This window comes from Pseudomonas brassicacearum (genome assembly GCF_003732175.1).
GTDB classification, from domain to species: Bacteria; Pseudomonadota; Gammaproteobacteria; order Pseudomonadales; family Pseudomonadaceae; genus Aquipseudomonas; species Aquipseudomonas brassicacearum_G.
The window spans coordinates 224,523-241,816 of record NZ_MOBI01000016.1; the positions used below are offsets into that span (position 1 = coordinate 224,523).

Sequence of the window (17,294 nt, forward strand, 5' to 3'; positions counted from 1 at the left end):
AGCGGACAGCCAAGGTTTCATTCATCAATGAGCCGCAGGCCGCTGCTTCGCACGCATAACCCCAGGAGATCACCATGGGCCAGGAAGATATTATTGCATCGCAATATGAAAAACTCTCCTCTCAACGCGGCCTGTTCGAACACCTGAGTCATCTGCAGCGCCTCAATGCCCTGAACATCCTTGATGCTTTGCGCCAGCGCCAGGAAAAAACCCTCGCTCCGCTGAAGCAGGGTCAACTAAGACAACCTACGCCCGCTGAATGGCAGGAATATGTCACCGACCTTGGCCAACGTTGCCTGCTGTTCTGGGACACCCTGCGCCTGCGCGGCGACAATACGCTGGCGCATGAACGCGCCGGGTATCCGCTGCTGCTCAAGTTCGATCATGAAACCCTGATCGCAGGCTCCAATCTCCCACGCCCGGTCAACTATTCACTGCTGCGAATCCTCCCCGGACCAGAGCAAAGAATCGACAGCAACGGCCAGCCGGTGATCATCATTGACCCACGCGGCGGCCACGGCTCCGGAATCGGCGGCTTCAAACAGGATTCGGTATTAGGTGAAAGCCTCAGAGCCGGCCACCCCACTTATTTCATCTCTTTCAGCCACTCACCACAGCCTGGGCAAACCCTGGCCGATATCGTCGAAGCCCAGGCCCGGTTCATCGAAGTCGTCAGCGCCCTTCACCCGGCCAACAGCAAGCCGATCATTATCGGCAACTGCCAGGCCGGCTGGGCCTTAATGGGATTGGCGGCAACACGGCCGGAACTGCCGGGATTGATCATTATCAATGGTGCCCCCTTGTCGTACTGGGCCGGTGTCAATGGACGCAATCCGATGCGTTACACCGGTGGCCTGCTGGGAGGCGGCTGGATGGCTCGCCTGGGCAGCGATTTGGGCAACGATCGTTTCGACGGCACCTGGCTGGTCAGCAATTTCGAAAACCTGGACCCGGCCAACACCTATTGGGGCAAGTACTACCAGTTGTTCAGCCAGATCGACAGTGAGGCTGCGCGCTTTCTCGACTTCGAACGCTGGTGGGGCAGCCCGACCCTGCTCAATGGCGAAGAGATCGAGATGATTGTCGATGACCTTTTCATCGGCAACCAGTTGTCTGGCGGCCTTGGCCGCAAGAGCTCCGGTATTGACCTGAAACGGATCGAAGTACCGGTGGTGGTGTTCTGCTCCTACGGAGACAACATCACCCCTCCCCAGCAGGCGTTGAACTGGATCGCCGATGTCTATCCCAGCGATCTCGCTTTGCATGATGCAGGACGTACCATCGTCTACCTGCGACACGCCAGCATCGGCCATTTGGGCATCTTTGTTTCCGGCAAGGTGGCGCGGCGTGAACACCGTGGATTGCTCGGTGCGGTCGAAGCCATCAATGCGCTGCCGGCAGGGTTATACGAAATGCTGATCGACGATCTGCCGGCCCCCTCAGGCAGCGGTGACGTGCAATACAGCGTGAGTTTCGAATCAAGGCGAATCGCTGATATCCATGAAGACGTCGAGCCAGCCCGTGATGACGACCGCGAATTCTCTCTGGTGGAGAATGCCTCTGAAATCAACAGCGAGTTTTACGACATGTTCATACGCCCGTGGCTGCGTCAGGTCGTCAATGAGCCCATTGCCGAACTGATGCGCAGGACGCACCCCTTCCATCAGCAACAAGTACTATGGAGCAGCCTGAATCCGGCGCTGTGGTGGTTAGCTGGGGCCGCCTCCCAAGTGAGCAGTGATCGTCGTCCCGCACATCAGGACAACCCGTTACTGGGGTGGCAGGAGCTGTTCTCCAACCAGATACAAGACGCCCTGAATGCTTATCGCGATGTGCGTGACGCCACTCAGGAGCTGTGTTTTTACGGTATCTACGGCGCACTGGGTGCCCTCACCAGCAACAAGCCGGTGCGAAATCTCCAGGCACATGCCGACCAGCAGGACCTGGCCCTGATCGAACGCCTGCAGGATGCGCTGCCCCATGGCGGCCCCTTGGAAGCGTTGGTGCGGATTCTGTTTTTGCTGGGCCGCGACAGCGACAAGGCGGGCAAGGAAAGCATAGAGAAACTGATCCAGCAGGTGCACTTGCTGGTCCAGGACTACAGCACTGAGCCCACAGCCCTGCGCGAAGCCATCCGATTGCAGAACCTGCTGGTTTTTGCCCACCCGCAAGAAAGCTTGCGCAGCCTGCCCTTGTTGCTACCCGAGGCCAAGGAACGCCAACAGGTGCTGACAGCCGTTGGGCAATTAATGCCTGAATTGCTCTCGACTGCTGGAACCGAAGGCGAATTCTGGCGTGAACTGCACACGCTGCTCGAAGTCCCCCTGCCCGGTTTCAGCCTCACCCAACCGCCCAGTGAAACAGATGTCATCCCGCGGGAGGCCCCTGCACAGCCATCCCCGTTTGTAGTAACACCGCCGCCGGAAATCACACCGACACCCGCTCCCGCCATCGTCGTTAAAGCCCCAAAGCGCAAAGGGACAAAAGGTCCAACGCCTCAATGACCCTCCACAGGAGATTAGCGGTGTATCCGTTCGGCGTAGGTGCTGGCGAAGCCTGCGACCTTATGGTCTCTGCGCAGACCGACGGAGTTCATGGCTCGGACGGGCACGGGCACGACTTCCTCGAGCGCAATCAACGACTCATCGGTTCGATACTGACCGGGGGGCATGCCGAACCAACGGGTGCATGCCTTATGGAAGCTGCTGTGATCATGAAAGCCGAGCAGATACGTCACATGCTTCATGTTGAAACGAGAATGGCGCAAATAGAAGTCGGCCAACTGCCGGCGCACATCGCTCAGGACATCCTTGAATTGCGTGCCATCCTTCTCAAGGCCTCGCTGAAGCGTTCGCTTGCTGATGTTCAGTGCCGCCGCAATCGATTCCATATCACATTGCCCTTGGCCCTGCCCCTGGCTCAGGCGCTCGATAATCAGCGCGCGAATCCTGCCAACAATAGAGCCGCCGGACAACTGGTCCAATTGAGCCTCGGCATAACTGTCATGGAGTATGGCGAGCGCCTCGTTGGCCATACTCAAAGGACTCAGAAGCTCCTCGCCATCAAACAGGATGCTGTCATAAGCTGCCCCGAAACGCAGCGGACAGCCAAAAAGCCGCTGATGCTCCGACGTGTCTTCAGGCTCGGGATAAGTGAACTCTACACTCAACGGTTGCGGCGACTTGCCACCCCCCAGCCAGCGGCAGAAACCCAGCAGCGAGGCCAGGCCTGCATCCGTATATTGCCGGGGTTTGACCGAGCCACGTTGCTGATGATCGAGGCTGGCCAGACGGAAATGTTGCTGCTCCTGGACAAAGAAAAGGCTGAATCCGGTACTTATCAACGGGCTGAAACGAACCAGGCGTTCGAGCGCCCTTTTCAGATTCGAACTGGACATCATCGTGTAGCCCACGATCTGAAAAACGCCGGGGTGGAAACTCCCGTAGGCTTTCAAACCGATGTTCGGATCATCCGAGGCCTGAGCAGCCAGATCCCAAAGACGATAGATAACGCTTCGCTCGCAGTATGCTCCAGGTTTATTCACGAGCTCGACGTCCAGTCCCGCCTCCTGGCACAGACCGGCAACGTCCAGCCCCTGAGCCAACAGCGTATTCGCCAGCATGCCTGCATAACCTGAACTCATTCTATACATAGCGCCCTCAATAACCTGTGGAACCGAACATCCTGTCCGGAGCCGATATTGACCTACGCTGAACATATTTCAGCCATGTTGCACGAATATTAATTATCCGTTCCGTTTCAAGTATTGATCCCAGTATAGGTACTCCTCATTTTTTGCAAGCGGTCTAAAACGCCTGTGTGGCACCGATGGACACGAATACGTCACCTACAAACACTTCCGCACGAACCGTTGATATCGAACAATCTTCTCTCCTGCAGCGCAAAAAAAAAGGGAAGTAGAAATATGGAGTCGCGTAGTCGTATTGCGGTAGTAACAGGTGGTATGGGCGGCATTGGTACAGCCATCAGCCAACGTCTGTACAAGGAAGGCTTCAAGGTTATTGTCGGCTGCAGTGCCAATTCCGGCCGCAAGGATGACTGGATGGCAACACAGCTTGCAGCAGGCTATCAATTCGAATGCGTCGAAACCGACATCACCGATTGGGAATCGACCCGCAAGGCCTTTGAGATGGTGCGGGAACACTTCGGGCCGATCGACGTACTGGTCAACAATGCAGGCATCACTCGTGACGCGTCCTTCCGCAAGCTCACCCCGGAAGACTGGAACACGGTGATCGGGACCAACCTGAACAGTTTGTTCAACACCTCCAAGCAAGTCATCGAAGGCATGCTCTCCAAGGGTTGGGGGCGGATCATCAACATCTCGTCGATCAACGGCCAGCGTGGCCAGTTCGGTCAGACCAACTACTCGGCAGCCAAGGCTGGCATCCATGGTTTCACCATGGCACTGGCCCGGGAAGTTTCCGGCAAGGGCGTGACCGTCAACACCGTCTCCCCAGGCTACATCCAGACCGACATGACTGCGGCAATCCGCAAGGACATTCTGGACGGCATGATTGCCGGCATTCCGGTTGGTCGCCTTGGCCAACCCGAAGAGATCGCCTCAATCGTGGCCTGGTTGGCCTCCGATGAGTCCGCCTACAGCACCGGTGCCGACTTCTCGGTAAACGGCGGCATGAACATGCAGTAAGCCCAACCAGGGTATGAATGCCCTGGTGTGTTCGACGAATTTTGTCTTTTCAATGAGGTCACGCATGAACGAAGTCGTAATCGTTGCCGCTACTCGTACCGCCATCGGCAGTTTCCAGGGTGCTTTGTCTGCAATTCCCGCGACCGAACTGGGTGCCGCAGTGATTCGCCGCTTGCTGGAGCAGACGGGTATCGATGCTGCTCAAATTGATGAAGTGATCCTCGGCCAGGTACTCACTGCCGGCGCTGGGCAAAACCCGGCCCGCCAGACAGCGATCAAGGCCGGCTTGCCACACACCACGCCAGCCCTGACCTTGAACAAGGTCTGCGGCTCGGGCCTCAAGGCGGTCCATCTCGCCGTCCAGGCAATCCGTTGCGGCGATGCGGAACTGGTGATCGCTGGCGGTCAGGAAAACATGAGTCTGGCTCCCTATGTTCTGCCCAAGGCACGCACGGGTCTGCGCATGGGCCATGCGCAACTGCAAGACAGCATGATCCAGGATGGCCTGTGGGACGCCTTCAACGACTACCACATGGGTATCACCGCTGAGAATCTGGCGCAAAAGTACGAGATCTCTCGTGAAGCGCAGGATGCCTTCGCCGCCGCCTCGCAACAGAAAGCCGCCGCTGCCATTGAGGGCGGGCGATTCCAGAGCGAAATCACCCCGATCCTGATTCCTCAGCGTAAGGGCGAACCACTGGTCTTCGACACCGATGAACAGCCGCGTATCGACAGTACTGCGCAAGCCTTGGCCAAACTCAAACCGGCATTCCAGAAAGACGGCAGCGTGACCGCCGGCAATGCTTCGACCCTCAACGATGGCGCCGCCGTACTGTTGCTGGCCAGCGCCACCAAAGCACAAGCGCTGGGCCTTCCGGTACTGGCACGGATCAAAGCCTATGCCAGCGCCGGTGTGGACCCGTCGATCATGGGCATCGGCCCGGTCCCGGCTACGCGTCTGACCCTGCAAAAGGCCGGCTGGAACGTCGAGGACCTGGACCTGATCGAAGCCAATGAAGCCTTCGCCGCCCAGGCGCTGGCCGTTGGCAAAGAGTTGGGTTGGGACACCAGCAAGGTCAACGTCAACGGCGGCGCGATCGCCCTTGGCCATCCGATCGGCGCGTCGGGGGCACGGATTCTGGTGTCGCTGGTGCACGAACTGATCCGTCGCGACGGCAAGAAGGGGCTGGCCACTTTGTGCATCGGTGGCGGACAAGGCGTCGGCCTGGCTATCGAGCGCTAACCAACGGCATCTGAGTAGCCAATGCGCGGACTTGGGACCTTGTTCCGCGCATCAGGTTGGCGTCAGACAATGCTGCCCGCATTCCTGCCGTCGCTACGCCGGAGTCCGGTAAAGCGCGGCTTTTTTCTGCCCGGCTCATCGGTATGGGCAAGGAACTTTAATGGACAACAACGCGCATACATTCAAGACCTATTGGTCAGGCCAGGTTCCGTTCATCGCGTCCTTGGCAGTGCAACAATTGCGCCTATGGGTCAGCACTAATCCCTGGTTTTCCGGACATGAGCACGGCGCCTGGTTCGAGCTGCCTCGCGAAACGCTGGACAGCCTTCAAGCGGACTACCAGGTTCAATGGGGCCAACTCGGCCAAAAACTGCTGACCGGCCAATCCTTCAGCTTCGATGATCGACGTTTCGCCAGCGGCAACTGGAGCGAGCCAGTGTTCGGCTCCCTCGCTGCGTTTTACCTGCTCAACTCCAGCTTTCTCCTGAAACTGCTCGACAAGCTGCTGATCGACGATAAGAAACCGCGCCAACGCCTGCGCTATCTGGTGGAGCAAGCCATTGCCGCCAGTGCGCCAAGCAATTTTCTGGTCAGTAACCCTGATGCGCTCCAGCGTGCGGTTGAGACTAAAGGTGCCAGCCTGCTCACAGGTCTGCAGCATCTGGCCAGCGACATGAACGAAGGCAAGATGCGCCAGTGTGATAGCGGTGCCTTCAAGGTTGGCGTCGATCTGGCCAACACCCCGGGGGAAATCGTCTTCGAGAATCACCTCTTCCAGCTCATTCAGTACTACCCGCAAAGCGAGACCCAGTACCGACATCCAGTATTCGTCGTACCGCCGTCGATCAACAAGTACTACATCCTTGATTTACGCCCGGACAACTCGATGGTCCGCCATCTGCTGGAAAAGGGACATCCCGTATTCCTGATGTCCTGGCGCAACTTTGACGAGGAACACGCGGGCACCACCTGGGATGACCTGATTGAGCACGGGGTAATCGACGCCCTGCAAGTGACCCGTGAGATCAGCGGCGAGCAGCGACTCAATTGCGTGGGTTTCTGCATCGGCGGCACCCTGCTGAGCACGGCGCTGGCAGTACTTGCGGCACGCGGCGACCGGGAGATCGCCAGCGTGAGCCTGCTCACTACGTTCCTTGACTACCTGGATACCGGTCCCATCGACATATTCGTCGACGAAGAACTGGTGGCCTATCGAGAGCGCACCATCGGCGGCATGAATGGCCCCATCGGCCTGTTTCGTGGCGAGGACATGGGCAATACCTTCTCCCTGCTGCGCCCCAACGACTTGTGGTGGAACTACAACGTCGACAAATACCTCAAGGGTCAGAAGCCGATTCCACTTGATTTGCTGTTCTGGAATAACGACAGCACCAACCTTCCGGGCCCGATGTACTGCTGGTACCTGCGCCACACCTATCTGCAGAACGATTTGAAATCAGGTGAGCTTGAGTGCTGTGGGGCCAAGCTGGATTTGCGTGCAATCGACGCTCCCGCTTACATCCTCGCCACCCATGACGATCACATCGTGCCCTGGAAAAGCGCCTACGCCAGTACCAACCTGCTCTCCGGGACCAAGCGCTTTGTACTGGGCGCTTCCGGGCATATCGCCGGTGTCATCAATCCACCCGCCAAGCAGAAGCGCCATTACTGGACCAACAATCGGGTCACTAAAAACCCGGAGACCTGGTTCAAGAATGCCGAGCAGCAACCCGGTAGCTGGTGGAATGATTGGTTCAACTGGCTGGCGGGACACTCCGGCGAGCGCCAACCCGCGGTTGCGCACACCGGGAATGACAAATTCCCGCCTCTGGAGCCGGCGCCAGGTAGTTATGTAAAGCAATGAAAGTTGGCGGCACATCATTTGTTTGGGTACAAGGAGAGACGACCCGTGAGCACCCCGTTCCGCATCAACGAAGCACTTTTGATTGCCAGCCACGCATTCAAACCTTTTCAATGTGTCGCCTGGGCCCCACAAGAGGGTAATGGCGAACTGAGCCTGACTGTCATCGACCGGGCCAACACTCGTATTTGTCGCAAGCTGGTTCCAAGCAGCGCCTATTCCGACCCGGCGCAGCTGGAACGTCTGCTGGAAGAGGTGCGCACCGAGTTGAGCCAGGAGGGTTACAAGCTGCAATCCTGGACAATGCCAGAGTAAGCATTCTCGCGGATCGCCAACGGTGATCCACCTAATACCGGAGCAGTAATCCTGCACCGCTGAAAGCTTCCCCTGCCCGGTGTACTTTCCCATGAAACACCCCATCGGTTATGTCTAACCTTTGGGGTGCAGTCCAAAGTCAGGTGGACACCATTGCCTTTGGTGTCGGGGTCAGGAAGGCGTGTTGGCCGGACGGTTACCAGGATTTTCCTGAAGGCGTCGGTACGCCCAACGCATTCATATTAATGACTGGAGGGTGCTGTAACCATGATTGAAGGATGCGGCATGACATCTGGCTTTTGGGATGAGTTTCAAATCGTCAGCATTAAAACAACGAACTGATAAACCCAATCGCGACGATCGAATAGAAGGCTGCGCAGATCATCCCGAACGATTTTCGCGTTCGAGTGAAAAACGGTTCAGCCGAATGGGCTGAAAACGCCAACGCGTAAGTACTGAAGATCAGGAACCCGAGTACGGCACAACCGGCCACCAGGACAAAACTGGCCCAGGCAGGTGCATTCGCGCTAAGCCCGACGGTGGTCACGGTGAACCAGGTCAAGGCAGCTTTGGGGTTGGTGAGGTGAATACCCAGTCCTTGCAAATAATACCCAATGTTCCTGGTCTGTTTGGCGCGAACTCGCGCAACCGTGGTGGCATTGTGTGCCAGTGCACCGCGAATCGACTTGTAGGCCAGAAAGAACAAATAGCAGGCGCCAAGGACTTTCAGCCAGACCAGAATCTGCGTGTAGGAAAGCAGCAACGCCGATACCCCCGCCGCAGTCATTGCCCCCCAGCACAGCGAACCGGAAATGACCCCCGCCGCCAACGACAGCCCAGGCGTACGCCCAAAGTTCAGGGAGGTATTGGCAATCGCCAGGTTACCCGGACCGGGGCTGGCGGTGCCGATGACGTAGACCGCCAGCGCGGCTCCGAAGCTCGAAAGATCAAACATATGACGGTCTCTTATCAGTCTCGCGCCAACGCGCGCAATGCACATCCTTCAAGCCGCTATCGGCCTGAAGCCCTCCCCAAAAAAAGCACTTATTTGAAGCAACGATGATCCGGCTCCTGGGCGCGAATTTTTTCCATCCAGGGTTTCAGCTCGGACTGCTTGTACAGCCGCTCGCCCCAGCGCTCCGGTGAAACCGGCAACGACCGCCCTTGCAGGATGTAATCGGTGAGCAGATGAATAAACTGCTGCAAGCAATACGCGCCCACATGCAAACGGAGCGAAGACGCCGTCTCGGCCGGAGCAACGTTAAAGCGCGCGACATGGATGATCTGCCCGCTGTCGACCGAAGGTGCCAGGTGATGGCAAGTCGAACCGTAGGTTTCATCGTTGTGGTAAATCGCATAGTGCTGGCTGCCCAGCCCACGGTATTTAGGGGGGGCTGGGTGCAGGTTGATCGCGCCCTTGCGTGCGTTCTTATAAATACTTTCCGGGAAGATAAAGTCGCCGCGATAGGAAATGATCCAATCGCCTTCCCAGTTATCCAGGTGATAGGGATAAGGATCGCCGGGGTCCCAGCAGAACACTTCAAGGTTGGAAAACACGGTTTTGGCGAACTCGACTCCGTGATCGCACCAGTCCATGGTGCACACCGAAAGGAGGACTTTGTCCTTGCATGACTCAATCATCTGCATCTTCTATTCCCCATCAACGAGTAGTAACGGTGAAACCGGCATGCGCTGAACGACTGTCGCGAACGTGCTCGCGCCTGCGCAAAAAGGGCGAACCGTCATTGACCGACGGCCCTTACAACTGCACTGAAACGTTCGACCATCTCGGCGACTTCGGCCTCGCTGGAAATAAATGGCGGCGCAAACAGCACATGATTGCCGTGAGTGCCATCGACGGTTCCACTGCCGGGATAGATCAGCAGACCGCGTTTCAAGGCTTCATGCTTGAGGGCGGCTGCATACGCCCCACCACCACGAAACGGCTCTTTACCCGTGCGGGTTTCGACGAATTCGAGGCCGACAAACAAACCACGGCCCCGCACATCGCCAACGGTATCAACGTCAGCCAGGCTTTCTTTGAGCCAACTGCGCAATTGCTCGCCACGGGTGCGAACCGTTGCCAACAGGTTTTCTTCAGCGATGACCTTCTGTACTTCCAAAGCAATCGCGCACGCCAGCGGATGGTTGACATGGGTTTGGCCGTTGCCCAGCACCCCGGAACCCTGGGCCATGACCGAATGCACCCGGTCGCTAATGAGCAACGCTGAAATGGGCATGTAACCGGCCGCAAGCCCTTTGCCCACGGCCACCATGTCCGGCACGATCCCGTCGTCGGCATAGGCGTACATCTGGCCGGTGCGGCCCATGCCCGCCATCACTTCATCGAGGATCAGCAGAACGTCGTGACGCTCGCAGACTTCCTTGATTTTGCGAAAGTAGCCGGGGACGGGAGGAACCGCCGCGTTGGTCGAGCCGACAACGGTTTCAGCGAAAAATGCGGCGACATTTTCGCTGCCCAGCGCGTTGATTTTGTCGTCCAGCTCCTGGGCCAGACGCGTGGCGTACTGCTCTTCGCTCTCGCCTACGCGCAGTTCGCGATAGGCATAACACGGCGAAACAAATTCAGCGGGCGGCAACAGCGGCCCGAACACCGACTGACGTTGGGCATTCCCGGAAATACTCAGGGTGCCCAAGGTGCTGCCGTGATAGCTCTGGCGCCGCGAAATGAACGTCGACTTGGTGGGCAAGCCACGCTCACATTGATATTGGTAGGCGATTTTCATCGCCAACTCCATGACCTCCGAACCGCCCGACAGAAACTGCGCCCGCGCCAAGCCACCGGAAGCGCCCACCAGTTGTTCAGCCAGCTCTTCGGCGGCTGCCGTGGTGAAACTGCCGGCATGGGCCCAGGCGAGCTTTTTCGCTTCGCGCTCGAAAGCCGCCGCGATACGCGGATGCGCATGCCCAAGGCTCGACACCGCTACGCCACCACAGGTATCAAGGTAACGCTTGCCTGAAACATCTTCGAGCCAGACACCGGCCCCCTTGACGGCGAGGATCGGTGAGATATTCAGGTTTTTGTAAATGACCTTTGACATGGGCGTGAGTCCTTGGGCTGTTGGGGCTATTTTCCCTTTGCAGGATGATCCCATGCCGTCGGGGCCTGGTGAAAATTCCGGCCAAAACGGGATGAATGAAAGACCGAGCGGGTCAGTCCAATGGGCAGCAGTACAACGATGAACATAAGAAACGCGAGGAACCTGAGCACGAAAAAATCTCCTTATTGTTAAAGGTGAACATCAATCCAGCGGGATTTCGCTGCGCCAGTCGACTTCTTCAACGAACGCTGGCTGACCAGGACGCTCAAGCACGAAACGGCCGAGCACCAGCACGTCCATTTCCGTACGCATGAAGCAGGCATAAGCTTCTTGCGGCTTGCACACGATGGGTTCGCCACGCACGTTGAACGACGTGTTAACCAACACCGAGCAACCGGTACGCGCTTTGAAACTGCGCAACAGATAAGTGAACGGTGCGTTATTTTCTTCGGTCACGGTTTGCACCCGAGCCGATAAGTCGACGTGAGTCACGGCCGGCAACTGCGAGCGAATATTGTTGATGCTGCCCAACCCACGCGCGGGACCGCCCTCTTTGAGCGAAGTCGCGGACTTGATCGAGTCGGTCACCGGCGCGACCATCAACATGTACGGACTGCTTTCACAGATATCGAAATAAGCCCCGGCGTCTTCGGCCAAGACCGCTGGCGCAAATGGCCGGAACGATTCGCGATACTTGATCTTCAGGTTCATGGTGCGCTGCATCTCGGGGTTGCGTGCATCACCGAGAATCGAACGTGCGCCCAAGGCCCGCGGACCAAATTCCATACGCCCCTGGAACCAGCCGACTACCGCACCGTCAGCCAGACGGCTGGCGACCTGGTCATACAGCTGGGCATCGTCGTAGCGGGTGTAGGGGTAGTTGTTTTCGCGCAGGAACGCTTCGATCTCTTCGTCGCCAAATCCTGGTCCCAGCAGGCTACCGCTCATGGCGTCAGTCTTTCTCCCGGTCAGGTGTGGACGCCCGGTACGCTTGACCGAATAGTCCATCGCCGCACCCAGCGCGCAACCGGCATCACCGGCCGCCGGCTGGATCCAGATCGAGTCGAAACGCCCGGAACGGCTGAGCACGCCGTTGGCCACGCAATTTAACGCCACGCCTCCGGCCAGGCACAGATTACGCTTACCGGTCTGCTTGACCGCAGCGGTCGCCAACCCCAGCACCACCTCTTCCGTGACTTTTTGGACCGAAGCCGCGAGGTCGCACTCACGCTGGGAAATCGGGCTTTCCGGTTTACGGATCGGTCCACCGAACAGCTCTTCGAAGGCCTCGCCCACCATGCGCTCGCCGCGCAGGTATTCGAAGTACTTCATGTTCAGGGTGAACGAGCCGTCAGGACGGATATTAATCAGCTCATCGCGAATCTTGTCGGCGTAGATCGGCTGACCGTAAGGCGCCAGGCCCATCAGTTTGTATTCGCCGGAATCGACCTTGAAGCCGCAGTAATAGGTCATCGCCGAATAGAACAGGCCCACCGAATGCGGGTACGAAATCGAGTTCTTCAGCTCAAGCCTGGAGCCCTCGCCCTGCCAGATGGTGGTCGAGTGCCATTCGCCGATACCGTCGATGCACAGTACCGCGGCGTTCTCGAACGGCGACGGGTAGAACGCCGCAGCGGCGTGGGAGCGATGGTGCTGGGACGCCTGGGTGCGCGGGGCTTTGCCTCGCTCCAGCTCTTCGAGTTTTTCATCGACGAACTTGAGTACGTTCCACTTCCAACGAATCCATTCCGGCATCGCGTTGATGAACGTTCGCGCGCCACCGATGCCGCCACTGGCAAAGGAGGAAATGACCCGTGAGAACTTCTCCTGGGGGTCTTCGTAATAGACCACGGCCTCCAGGTCATCCAGGGTAATACCCTCGGCATCCAGGCAATACTGAATCGCTTGGGCCGGAAATGCCGCGTCGTGCCGCACGCGGGTGAAACGTTCTTCCTGGGCAGCTGCAACCGGAACGCCATCTTTCACCAAGGCGGCAGCACTGTCGTGATAGAAGGCAGAGATCCCTAATACATAAATAGCCATTTAAACGTGCATCCTCTTAGCATCATGCCAATACATGGAATCCCTTTCGCCAGCCGCATCTACTGGCGTCTCGGTAACTCTTGCTTTTATAAATACCTTCAAGACCACCACTCGCCGAACGGCAAGCTTTTCAATACCGGTATCAATGACACCACCAGCACCAGGCTCATGGTGATATTGAACGCCTTCAAACGCTGCGGGTGTGTCAAGAAGCGCCGCAGGTATTGCCCAAAAAACACCCAGACCATCGAGCACGGCGAGCCGAACAAAAAGAACAGCAGCGCGATCAGCAAAATCTGAAAACCGTAGGCATCGACCGGCGAGGTATACGTCAGCACCGCACCCACCGCCATCACCCAAGCCTTGGGGTTGATCCACTGAAACAATGCCGCATGGGTGAAGCCCAAGGGCTTTCCAGACTTGTCGTTAAGGTCCACGGTCGGCGCGCTGGCGATCTGGTAGGCCAGGTACAACAGGTACAGCGCACCCACCACCTGCAACACATCGTGAAGCCTGGGGTACTGTTGAAAAATCGCCCCGGCCCCTACCCCGACGGCAATCAGCATCAGTGGAAAACCGATGTTGATCCCCGCCACGTGGCGCATCGTGCGCCCGATGCCAAAGTTCGCTCCCGACGACATCAACATGACGTTGTTAGGCCCCGGCGTGACGCAGGTGGCGATGACAAACAAAATGATCGAGTAGTAATCCAGGGTTTGCATCGTCACCCCCTTATCAACGGTAATCTTCCAGCGTCCCGCGCCGACGGATGTCGACCGACACACAATGGAAACCACCACTCAAACTGCGGGCATGGCGCATCTTCAATGGCGCCACGTCGACGCCATGTTTTTCCAACGCGCGGATCAACGGAACCTGCTGGTCGTTGATCACCGCCAGTGACGGGTTGACCATGATGAAGTTCATGCCCTGCCAGATCGACGCACGCGGGTAGGACCAGCAATAACCGGTATCGACCATTTCCGGCGACCAGATGATGTCCCAATTTTTGAAAATCTCCGGGATCTGGTCTTCGCGAATTCGCTCGGGGTTCAACACCACCAGCCCTGGACGCACCAGGGTGATGGTAGTGTCCAGGTGCGTGCCGTCATAAATCCCACTGACCGCGTGCACCCGATACTGATCGCCGAGCACACGCTTGAGCCATTCGTACCCCTGCTGATTGCCGCTGCGTGACACTAAGTAAAGAATGTCGCGCCCGATCCGCAGCACATTGGCGGCATCGAAAATAGGCTCGTCGTTGGCGATGATCGACCCCTCGGAGGGGTTGACCCGATAAGTGGAATCGGCCAATTGCGGCTTGGGGGCCGAGATCCAGTTAGCGCCGCTGGCGAAATAGTCCTGCACATGTTTGCGATAGGCGAAGGGTTCAAAATACCGGCTACGCAAGGCCATCGGCGCTTCGATGATGGTCTGGCCGATCGGCAGTAACACATCGCGCGGACAGTAATTGTATTCACCATCGGTTTGCCATTCGGGGGTCCCGAATACTGCTGCGTGATCGGAAGTCTCCGGCCGGCGCACGGTCACGCCGTGGGAGACCAGGAACGCGGCGAAGGCATCGAGGTCCTCAGTGGCTTCCTCGATCACTTGCTCTGGATACGGGCCGGAAGGAATTTCCTCTTGATAGGTGTGGTGCTCACTATAGTCGAGGGCGAATAAGCCCTTATCAGGCAGTGGCACCCGCGCGCCAGAGGCGACGCCGACAATCATTTCTTCGAGGGGATCCCACTCGTTGTGCACATTGACCAGAGACATGTGTAGCTCCTTGTTGTTTTTATTAACCGGTTATTAGTCGGCCACTTCCACCAATGTTTCGCGGGTGATCGGCAAATGGTGGAAGAGCTGTTGCGAAGAGGCCTGGCGTCCGGCCCGCGGCAATACGCCCCCAGCGGACCCGACTCCCAGCCGGCGCAACACCGAAGTCCACTTGCCCGGCATCGGTGCCAGGGATTCATAGCCCACCCGCACCCGCTGCCAGTGCTCGGCCAACGACTGCGCGCCGCCTGCGGCAATCTTGCGCATGTAGGCGTCAATCGCATCGGCGGCCCAGGCCGAGTGCCCGGTGGAGACGTTGTCGATGGTGTTGTGCAGGTCCACGAAGGCCGTGCTGAAACCGTAATGGCGCAGGAAACGCCGCGCCAAACGGTAACTACCGCCCACGCCAGATAATTCCATCGCCAGGTTCATGCCGAGCGTCTCCGGCATAAACGTCACCGGCAATTTGCCCAGGCACAGCCAATACACCGGCAAGCGGAACGAGTCCTCGTCCAGACGCGGGTCTTGGGCAAACTCACGACTGCCGGTCGGCGCCAGCTCGATACCCATCTGACGCAAACCGTCGCGATAAATCTTTGGATGATTCAACGCGTAAACGCCGTTGCCCAGTTCATCCCAATAGGTTTGAAACAGCGCATAGCCAATATGCGAGGACGCCAGGTCAAAGTCGGTGAAACCCTGCAACCAAGCGCCATCGATTAACGTCAGGGGCGCCAACTGTAGGGTCGACTCGACAATTTCTTCGCGGGTCGGCAGTTGTTCCGGGTCGCTTTCATCGAACTGCTCGCCGTTCTGGTCATGTTTGTCCAGCAACCAAGAGCGCAACACGTTCATGCCCCAGTACTCTGGTAGCGGACGCCCGGAAGTCTCCAGCGAACGGCTTGAGCGCTCCAGCCAACGCGTCACATAGGCGTGGGCAAAGGCTTGGGTGGTTGGCCCGAGCGCGCGCCCCTGCAAGACAAAATAGGCCTCGCGCAGGCTTTGCGGCCAGTGACCGAAAGACGCGTGGCGGGTCTCGGCCAGGGTGCGGATAGCGCTTGCATCGGTAGGGTTGATTATCGACTGTCGAGGTAAGGGTTCGCTGTGTGCTGCTTGGGGCAGCCAGTCGATCCATTTACGAATCACGCTCAGGTCGGCGTCGCTGAAGATCCGGAACATACGCCCGGTCGGCGCAACCAGGCTGGTGACCAAGATACTTTTTTGCGCATTGCCGGGCACGATCAAGCGGCTGCGCGACAGGACGTCCAACAGCGGCAGCGGATCGGTTTGCGCATCCTTGAGCCACTCGGAAAGGCTACGTCCTTCCACCAGGTAATTCTGGTGATAAACCGCACCAACCCGAGCCAGCCGCTGGATCAGTTGCGCCATCGCATGCTGCGGTGACGAGGCTACCAGTGCCGCGTTGTAGAGCTGGGCATTCCAGCGCCGCAGCGCCGAGAACAACCAGGTGGCGCCCCCGATCAGCTCGGTTTGCCGGGCTTCGCCTTGAGCGGCGACCTGATTGCTGATCCACTGCGCGATCGCCAGCGGCGAGGTCTCGTCCAGTCCCCCGAACGGCTCGTTCAAATCCAGCCGCCGGATGTCCAACGGCAGGCTGTCAATCTGCCCCAAGACGACCCAGCCAGGGCAAAGGCCAACCGTACGCAGCGCCCAATCAATGCCGCAAAGCACATCGCCAAACTCATCGCTGCGACGGCTGAGGGCCAACAACAGCGCGGGCAACTCAAAGGCCTCATCGCTTAAGTCCGGTAACATCGAAAGTTCGAAAGGCGCTACCGCATAGGACTTCAGCTCCAACTGACCAAGCAGCGCCTTGAAGTGATCGGCGCGTGAGGCCTGGGGGTGGCCCACGCCGACGTCATGAGCAAACAGCTGCATGATTTTCAGCTGTGCATTGTCTTCGAAGACCCCGGGCGCACTCATGCCCTGCAGCCAGCAACCTAGAATCGACGCCATCGGCGCCGAGTAAATAGCCAGCGCTTGGGCAAATGCCTTGGCATTCCCTTGTTGCGCAGCGACAGCGGCCACGGCGCGATAGGCCGTGCCCTGTTCGACCCGCCAGCGGTCGATCTGTTGCGCCAGTTCCGACAAGCCAAGACTGGCTTCACCGGTAGCCGGCGCGCACGCCTGCATCAGGCTTTTGAGACGCACGTCATCCAAGAAGCTTTCGGGACTGATCGCCGAGCGATACAGCTGGCGCCACACATCCCCTGCCCTTGCGTGAATTGAAACCGAGCCATCCATTGCCAACATCCTGTTCAGTGCAAGTGACGTTATTAAGCGAACGTCAGAACATCG

General features: G+C 58.1%; 13 protein-coding genes. 5 read left to right on the forward strand and 8 right to left on the reverse strand.

The features are described 5' to 3' along the window. The first annotated feature begins 74 nt into the window (after window positions 1-74). A complete protein-coding gene (locus tag BK658_RS15505; protein ID WP_123583027.1) occupies window positions 75-2,504 on the forward strand; it encodes a DUF3141 domain-containing protein in 2,430 nt (809 codons plus the stop codon). A 14-nt stretch (window positions 2,505-2,518) separates the two neighbouring features. Here BK658_RS15505 and BK658_RS15510 read toward each other — a convergent pair whose 3' ends face one another. After that, window positions 2,519-3,652 (reverse strand): AraC family transcriptional regulator, encoded by a 1,134-nt coding sequence (locus tag BK658_RS15510; RefSeq protein WP_123583028.1) that lies wholly within the window; start codon window positions 3,650-3,652, stop codon window positions 2,519-2,521. 273 nt (window positions 3,653-3,925) lie between these two features. Here BK658_RS15510 and phbB point away from each other — a divergent pair, with 273 nt between their 5' ends. The 4 genes from phbB (at window position 3,926) to BK658_RS15530 (ending at window position 8,091) form a co-directional block, all read left to right on the forward strand. Continuing rightward, window positions 3,926-4,672: an acetoacetyl-CoA reductase gene (gene phbB / locus BK658_RS15515; protein ID WP_123583029.1), complete on the forward strand. Its 747-nt coding sequence runs from the start codon at window positions 3,926-3,928 to the stop codon at window positions 4,670-4,672. A 64-nt stretch (window positions 4,673-4,736) separates the two neighbouring features. Then, window positions 4,737-5,915 (forward strand): acetyl-CoA C-acetyltransferase, encoded by a 1,179-nt coding sequence (locus BK658_RS15520; RefSeq protein WP_123583030.1) that lies wholly within the window; start codon window positions 4,737-4,739, stop codon window positions 5,913-5,915. 160 nt (window positions 5,916-6,075) lie between these two features. Continuing rightward, on the forward strand, window positions 6,076-7,779 hold the full coding sequence (gene phaC / locus BK658_RS15525; RefSeq protein WP_123583031.1) for a class I poly(R)-hydroxyalkanoic acid synthase: 1,704 nt from the start codon (window positions 6,076-6,078) through the stop codon (window positions 7,777-7,779). A gap of 45 nt (window positions 7,780-7,824) precedes the next feature. Then, complete coding sequence (locus tag BK658_RS15530; protein WP_123583032.1) at window positions 7,825-8,091, forward strand: hypothetical protein; 267 nt, start codon at window positions 7,825-7,827, stop codon at window positions 8,089-8,091. 325 nt (window positions 8,092-8,416) lie between these two features. Here the strand turns inward: BK658_RS15530 and BK658_RS15535 are convergent, their stop codons facing one another. From BK658_RS15535 to BK658_RS15565, 7 genes are all read right to left on the reverse strand, one after another. Then, window positions 8,417-9,046, reverse strand: a complete 630-nt coding sequence (locus BK658_RS15535; RefSeq protein ID WP_123583033.1) for a LysE family translocator — start codon at window positions 9,044-9,046, stop codon at window positions 8,417-8,419. An 89-nt stretch (window positions 9,047-9,135) separates the two neighbouring features. Beyond that, complete coding sequence (locus BK658_RS15540) at window positions 9,136-9,732, reverse strand: formyltransferase family protein (RefSeq protein WP_185019835.1); 597 nt, start codon at window positions 9,730-9,732, stop codon at window positions 9,136-9,138. A 101-nt stretch (window positions 9,733-9,833) separates the two neighbouring features. Then, window positions 9,834-11,153, reverse strand: a complete 1,320-nt coding sequence (locus tag BK658_RS15545) for an aspartate aminotransferase family protein (RefSeq protein WP_123583035.1) — start codon at window positions 11,151-11,153, stop codon at window positions 9,834-9,836. Window positions 11,154-11,354: 201 nt separating this feature from the next. Next, window positions 11,355-13,196, reverse strand: a complete 1,842-nt coding sequence (locus BK658_RS15550; RefSeq protein WP_123583036.1) for a carbamoyltransferase family protein — start codon at window positions 13,194-13,196, stop codon at window positions 11,355-11,357. A 98-nt stretch (window positions 13,197-13,294) separates the two neighbouring features. Continuing rightward, a complete protein-coding gene (locus BK658_RS15555) occupies window positions 13,295-13,918 on the reverse strand; it encodes a LysE family translocator (RefSeq protein ID WP_123583037.1) in 624 nt (207 codons plus the stop codon). A 13-nt stretch (window positions 13,919-13,931) separates the two neighbouring features. Then, window positions 13,932-14,975: an inosamine-phosphate amidinotransferase 1 gene (locus tag BK658_RS15560; RefSeq protein WP_123583038.1), complete on the reverse strand. Its 1,044-nt coding sequence runs from the start codon at window positions 14,973-14,975 to the stop codon at window positions 13,932-13,934. A gap of 33 nt (window positions 14,976-15,008) precedes the next feature. Beyond that, the gene (locus BK658_RS15565; protein ID WP_259740089.1) at window positions 15,009-17,240 is read right to left on the reverse strand and encodes an iron-containing redox enzyme family protein; all 2,232 of its coding nucleotides are present in this window, start codon (window positions 17,238-17,240) and stop codon (window positions 15,009-15,011) included. Window positions 17,241-17,294: the final 54 nt, after the last annotated feature.